Raw genomic sequence first — 5,829 nt, forward strand, 5'->3', positions numbered from 1 at the left:
CCATCAACACACGCCCGCCGAATACAGACTGAAAGCCGTCACGGAACGTAGTGTCCATCACATCGATGTATTTTTTTGCCATTTACCTATTCCCTACTTGTATTTACGCGCACGATCCTTACACGATGCGTGATTCTAGTACAAACTTCATTAAAAAAGATTTACTAAGCCCTGTTTCAATGAACCTTTTAGTTTCTTTCGTTACAATTCGCCTCATTATTTTATACACAGAGGTGCCTTATGGATCTAAGCAAAATCGGTTACGGCGAAAATCCGGATAAAGTCAAAGCAATTATTGAGATTGCATGTGGATCAAACATCAAATATGAAGTTGAAAAAGAGAGCGGCGCACTTGTACTTGACCGTGTTATGCACTCTGCTATGTACTATCCGGCAAACTATGGCTTTGTCAATAAAACCCTTTCTCAAGACGGTGATCCGGCTGATATCTTGATCTTGACCGAGTATCCTATGGTTGAGGGGTGTGTAACGAACTGTCGCCTTGTCGGTGTTCTTATTATGGAAGACGAAAGCGGTATCGATGAAAAACTCCTCGCCGTTCCGACTTCAAAAATTGATCCTACCTTCGAAGAGATCCAAGATCTTGAGGATATTCCAAAACATACGTTGGCTAAAATTAAAAACTTCTTCGAAACATATAAAATGTTAGAGCCTAACAAATGGGTAAAAGTAAAAGGGTTTGAAAATAAAGCATCCGCTGCTAAAATCCTTGAAGACGCTATTAAAAACTATAAAGAGTAATGAGCTATGATCGATTTCGACTCACCTGATTTTTTTGCCTATGCGATTTTCGGATTGATATTGAATTTTGTCTTTTCCATCGCATTCGGTTTGTATTTAAGCAAAAATATCGGGGTCGAAGAGATGATGCTCTCCAAGGGTGAACGTGCGCAGCCTTGGTGGCTTGCCCTCTCACTCGCGATTCCCTATGCTAAAATGGCCATTACCCTCTACCGTGTCGCTATTTTACAACTCTATTTTCTTGATCGTGGAAAAAGTCATAAAGAGTACTGGATTTATCTTACCTCCAATGACGAGCATCCTCAACACTAATTCTCTTCTTTAATACAAAACGCTCTAATCCGTGTATCGTGCAATCCGTTTTTTTGGATTTGGGCACCTTGAAATGAGCGTTTTAATTTTCCGTTCCATTCACCGTTATCAAATGCCGGATCTATAACCGCTAATCCCATCCGTAGCAACATTTCACTGTAGGTTTCAACTCCGTTAGCATACAGGACACATCCCCCCTTAATCGTCTCATAATGGTACGATTGTTGAATATGTAAATATTCGCGTGCAAAAGATTTATCACGCGGATGAGCTCTATAATACGATTCTATTGCCGATCGGCACTCCTGCGGATTAACACCGTTCAATGCCATCTTTTCCAAAGGTATAACACCGAACGGCTCACACGAAATAGGAATATTTTTATAAAGCAAATTTACTTTACTATTATTTTCGATCGAAGTGAGGAGTCCTATCGTGATTTCTCCATATAATGGTGTCATACAAATCAAGAGTCCGAGTAATCGGACAAAAAATGTTTCATTTTTACTCATGGTGTACTTTTTCAACCTTTTTTTTGATACTTTTAGAAAACTTTTTACCCTGAAACTTAAACTAACACCCATAATTACAACATAATACAACACTATACACCAGTTATTTCTCTGAAACTTAACCATTGCTTTCCCGCTGTGTGGTAGCATACCCCTCTTTTCTATTACTTTTTCTTAACTGATTCATTTAGAAAGGCTACACCATTGTTATATCCTCTCCAGTACCCTAAAATTTCACATTCCAATTCCGAGGTGTAAATTTGAGATTTCTTTCCCTGATATTACTGTTTGCTTTATCCCTTTTAGCTGATTCAATAACCCCTAAACAACTCCATGTATTACAAACCGTACGTGATGTCGCAAAATCGATTCCTGATAAAAACGGCAATACCTATGAGAATACACTCAGTGCGATTTGTTTAACCGAAAGCAGTGCGGGCAAATATGTTATCGGTGATTTTAAACATAAGAAATCATTTACAAAAGCCTCTTTAGGACCTATGCAGATTCAAGTCGCTACCGCGCGGCATGTTTCCAAAAACGTCAAAAAACTCCGCTGGCTCAATGACCTCAGCGATGTACAGCTGGCTGGACGGTTATTAGGTGATATTCGACTGTCGGCAAAAGTTGCAACTCACTATCTCGTATTATTACAAAATCAACGCCTTGATCATTTTTATGCCATCAGCGGATACAACGGAGGGACTACCAATCGTCCTTACTACAACCGTGTTATGAAAAATATGGGTTTGATCAACCATCTTATCTCCTCAGGTAAGCTGTCATAATTTTTAAGCTATAATACTCCGATAGAGATTCGGAGGTTTGCATGAATGACGAAAAACTAAAAGTTGTTTTAGCGCTTCTCAGCGGTATTATTTTTAGCTTAGTTTTTATACTTCTTGCTTTTATTCTCCCTATCAGTTCCCCGAAAACTCCTCCAAAAACTATGGATTCCGAGCTTCAAAAACTTTCCAAAGCGTATAAAGAGAGTCAAAAGAAACTTCCGCCCGAACAGCAAAAGATTTTAGACAAACAAAAATCCCCTACTAAATAATTGTAATTATCCTATACTACAGAAATAGGAGTCTCCATGAAAATAGCTGTTTCTTCGTGTTTATTAGGTGAAAAAATCCGCTTTGACGGCGGCCATAAGCATGATCGATTTGTAACGGATGAGCTGGGACGTTTCGCCGAGTTTGTCCCTTTTTGTCCTGAGCACTTAGCCTTTGGTACCCCGCGCCCTTCCATCCGGCTTTTACGATCTAAGAATCAACTCTTTGTTCAATCCAATAAAGATCAAGTTGACCTTACCGAACCTCTTCTCGAAACCAGTCGTAACGAACTCTCCAAAATCTCCAATGAACCCCTTTGCGGCATTATTTTTAAATCCAAATCACCCAGTTGCGGTTTAAATAGTGCCAAAACCTATCTCGATAACGGCTTTTGCGAAGGGAAAGAAGACGGTGTATTCGCGGCAATGTGCCGTGAACGCTACCCGTTGCTCCCGATGGAAGAGGAGGGACGTCTCCAAGATGCTTGGTTGAGAGAAAATTTTGTAATGCAGCTTTTTGCCTACGATGCCTATGAGCAATTCAAAGCCTCTAACCCGACGATAAAAGAGCTTGTCCAATTTCACACCGCCTATAAATTTATGCTCCAAGCCAAAGATGAGACACTCTATCGAGAACTCGGCAATATAGTAGCCAATCGCGATAAGCTCAGCTTTGAGATTCTCTTGGCCATGTATGAGCTTGGATTTAAAACGGCTATTTCGCGTAAAAGCTCCATCAAAAAAACCCGTAATGTTTTAGAGCATTTGGCAGGATTTTTCAAAAGTGAACTGACCAAAGAGGAGAAAAAGATTTTGCACTCTCATATCAGCGATTTTGCCGATAAGATCATCCCTCTGATCGTCCCCCTCTCGACGATTTCCCTTTACGCACAAAAATACAATACGACCTACCTGCTCGGGCAAACGTTTCTTAATCCCTATCCCAAAACGCTGGCACTGCGTTCTCATATTGATGCGGGAAAATAATAATGCGACGAATTTTATGGTTTCGTCGTGATCTTCGAACGAACGATAATCCCCTTCTCTCTTTGGAAGGTGACATACTTCCTATCTTTATTTTCGATACGGACATTCTCGCTTCTCTCAAAGCGGATGATCGGCGTATCACCCTCATTTTTAATGCACTTGCCCATCTCAAATCCTCTCTCCAAGAACGGGGTCTTGATTTAGCGCTGTTTTATGGAAAGCCTACGGAAATTTTTAAATGGCTTTTGTCGCACAACACGTATGATGAAGTATGTGCCTCTGGAGACTACGATACCTATGCACTAGCGCGTGATCTCGATGTGTCGCACCTTCTCCCCTTTCACCGCCTGCACGACACCTATATCTTCTCTCCTGATGAAGTCCTAAAAAGCGACGGAACTCCCTATCTGGTTTTCACCCCCTATTACAATCGGGCAAAAGTACTCTTTACACCTGAACATATGGTTGAATACCCGCACGTGCAACAACAACGGATAGAATTTGAATATCGCTTCTTACACACTATTGTGGAAACGGCCCACTCGACACAACCGATTGCCCTTGAATCAATCGGTTTTATTCCTCAACCGCTCACACCGATGCAACAGCTCTCACCCGAAGCTAAACTGAATCTTTTTGCCGAAAAAATAGAAAATTATTCCCGAAACCGCGATTATATGGGATTAGATGCGACATCTTTCCTTAGTACCGATCTGCGATTCGGAACCCTCTCGATTCGGAGTCTGTTGCGATGGATACTGCTACAAAAAAAACGGGGGATCGATACCGAGCCATTTTTTAGACAGCTGATATTTCGAGACTTTTATGCCATGCTTTTATATCATTTCCCCCACTTAAGCGAACGAAACTTCCGTTATCCTTTTACCGGTGTTCCCGATGAAGCCGCTTTTGAAGCATTTTGTGCCGGACACACGGGTGTTCCAATCGTCGATGCGGGAATACGTGAACTATTGATGAGCGGAGAGATGCACAATCGCGTACGGATGATTGTCGCATCGTTCTTTACTAAAAATCTCCTTTTGCCGTGGCAATGGGGCGAATCGTTTTTTGCACGTCATCTCAACGATTATGATGCGGCAAGCAATATCCTCTCGTGGCAATGGAGCGCGGGAACGGGAGTCGATCCGCAGCCCTATTTTCGAATTTTCAATCCCTATACCCAAACCTCTAAATTTGATACGGAGGGGATCTATATCCGTCGATGGCTCCCGCAATTGGCAACCGTTTCTACTAAAATTCTCTCTAATGAAGAAGCATTGTTTACTCTCCATTTGAACGATTATCCTCCCCCTATCGTCCAACATAAAAAAAGTGCTCAAGACGCGTTGGCGTATTTCAAAAATTCTTATATTAATGTGTGATAGAATTGCAACGAAATTGCAACACTAGGGATGTATAATAATGAATTTTTCAACAATTAAAGGGAAGCTGACAACACTCGCTATTATTGCTTTCATCAGTTATATGACATTGGCATACTTAGCCTACTCAAATAACAACGATGCCAAAAAAACGGCTGAACGGATGATCCTCCTAGGTGAAATCAGAACGCATACGAACGGTGCTATGATGGACCTAAGAGGGTTCCAACTCTTGTATGATGAAAAGTTCACTAATGGCTATAGCGAGCACAACCAAAAACTACAAAAGAGTATCGAAGAGCTAAGCAGTATCACGCGCTCACAAGAGAATAAAGATCGCTTAATAGAGATTGCAAAGGATCACAAAGAGTGGGTAACACTCAATGAACCGCGTGTAAAAATTATTAATGAAAATGAAAATTTAATTCATGATCCAGAATTCATTTCCAGTGCAGATGGGAAAAAACTACAAAGCATTACCAAAGAATCAGCAGAAATTTATACCAAACTAATGGCTGAAGAGAGTGAACTTGTTGATGAGATGAAAAAGAAAAATATTCAAACACTCGATGATAACGCCCATATTTCTGAAATCATTGTATTTATAAGTATTCTCATCGTTATGGGGATATTTTTTATGATTATCAAATCCATTGCCGCTTCTATCAGCAAACTTGAAAAAACGATGGAAACCGTCGCACAAAATCGTGATTTTACCGGATCAATTCAAGTCGACGGAAATGATGAACTGGCACAAATGAGCCGAAAACTCAATGATTTAGTGAGTGTCTTACGTCAGGCATTTCAAGGAATTCGTTCC

Annotated in this window: 8 protein-coding genes; 7 read left to right on the top strand and 1 reads right to left on the bottom strand. The window is 40.8% G+C overall.

Going from position 1 to position 5,829, the window contains the following annotated elements:
* Window positions 1-240 precede the first annotated feature (240 nt).
* Window positions 241-762 carry an inorganic diphosphatase gene (gene ppa, locus A2517_RS06925; RefSeq protein WP_294895463.1) on the top strand — a complete coding sequence of 174 codons (522 nt, stop codon included), beginning with the start codon at window positions 241-243 and terminating at the stop codon, window positions 760-762.
* 6 nt (window positions 763-768) lie between these two features.
* Window positions 769-1,074 (top strand): hypothetical protein, encoded by a 306-nt coding sequence (locus tag A2517_RS06930; protein WP_294895465.1) that lies wholly within the window; start codon window positions 769-771, stop codon window positions 1,072-1,074.
* Here the strand turns inward: A2517_RS06930 and A2517_RS06935 are convergent.
* Complete coding sequence (locus A2517_RS06935; protein WP_294895467.1) at window positions 1,071-1,586, bottom strand: hypothetical protein; 516 nt, start codon at window positions 1,584-1,586, stop codon at window positions 1,071-1,073. The two genes, A2517_RS06930 and A2517_RS06935, sit on opposite strands and share 4 nt — an antisense overlap.
* Window positions 1,587-1,846: 260 nt before the next feature.
* Here A2517_RS06935 and A2517_RS06940 point away from each other — a divergent pair, with 260 nt between their 5' ends.
* From A2517_RS06940 to A2517_RS06960, 5 genes are all read left to right on the top strand, one after another.
* Window positions 1,847-2,374 carry a transglycosylase SLT domain-containing protein gene (locus A2517_RS06940; RefSeq protein WP_294895469.1) on the top strand — a complete coding sequence of 176 codons (528 nt, stop codon included), beginning with the start codon at window positions 1,847-1,849 and terminating at the stop codon, window positions 2,372-2,374.
* Window positions 2,375-2,415: 41 nt separating this feature from the next.
* The gene (locus A2517_RS06945) at window positions 2,416-2,643 is read left to right on the top strand and encodes a hypothetical protein (protein ID WP_294895471.1); all 228 of its coding nucleotides are present in this window, start codon (window positions 2,416-2,418) and stop codon (window positions 2,641-2,643) included.
* A gap of 36 nt (window positions 2,644-2,679) precedes the next feature.
* Window positions 2,680-3,627, top strand: coding sequence for a DUF523 and DUF1722 domain-containing protein (locus A2517_RS06950; protein WP_294895473.1), 948 nt, complete (start codon window positions 2,680-2,682; stop codon window positions 3,625-3,627).
* Between the two features lie 2 nt (window positions 3,628-3,629).
* Window positions 3,630-5,009 carry a deoxyribodipyrimidine photo-lyase gene (locus tag A2517_RS06955; RefSeq protein WP_294895475.1) on the top strand — a complete coding sequence of 460 codons (1,380 nt, stop codon included), beginning with the start codon at window positions 3,630-3,632 and terminating at the stop codon, window positions 5,007-5,009.
* Window positions 5,010-5,049: 40 nt separating this feature from the next.
* On the top strand, window positions 5,050-5,829 hold a 780-nt coding region (locus tag A2517_RS06960), incomplete at its 3' end, for a HAMP domain-containing protein (protein ID WP_294895477.1).

Origin of the sequence: Sulfuricurvum sp. RIFOXYD12_FULL_44_77, assembly GCF_001830725.1 — a bacterium.
GTDB classification, from domain to species: domain Bacteria; phylum Campylobacterota; class Campylobacteria; order Campylobacterales; family Sulfurimonadaceae; genus Sulfuricurvum; species Sulfuricurvum kujiense_A.

Excerpts from the sequence above, each read along its gene's own strand:
- A2517_RS06955 (WP_294895475.1), top strand. The coding sequence starts at position 3,630 with ATGCGACGAATTTTATGGTTTCGTCGTGATCTTCGAACGAACGATAAT.
- A2517_RS06935 (WP_294895467.1), bottom strand. The coding sequence starts at position 1,586 with ATGAGTAAAAATGAAACATTTTTTGTCCGATTACTCGGACTCTTGATT.
- ppa (WP_294895463.1), top strand. The coding sequence starts at position 241 with ATGGATCTAAGCAAAATCGGTTACGGCGAAAATCCGGATAAAGTCAAA.
- A2517_RS06950 (WP_294895473.1), top strand. The coding sequence starts at position 2,680 with ATGAAAATAGCTGTTTCTTCGTGTTTATTAGGTGAAAAAATCCGCTTT.
- A2517_RS06945 (WP_294895471.1), top strand. The coding sequence starts at position 2,416 with ATGAATGACGAAAAACTAAAAGTTGTTTTAGCGCTTCTCAGCGGTATT.
- A2517_RS06930 (WP_294895465.1), top strand. The coding sequence starts at position 769 with ATGATCGATTTCGACTCACCTGATTTTTTTGCCTATGCGATTTTCGGA.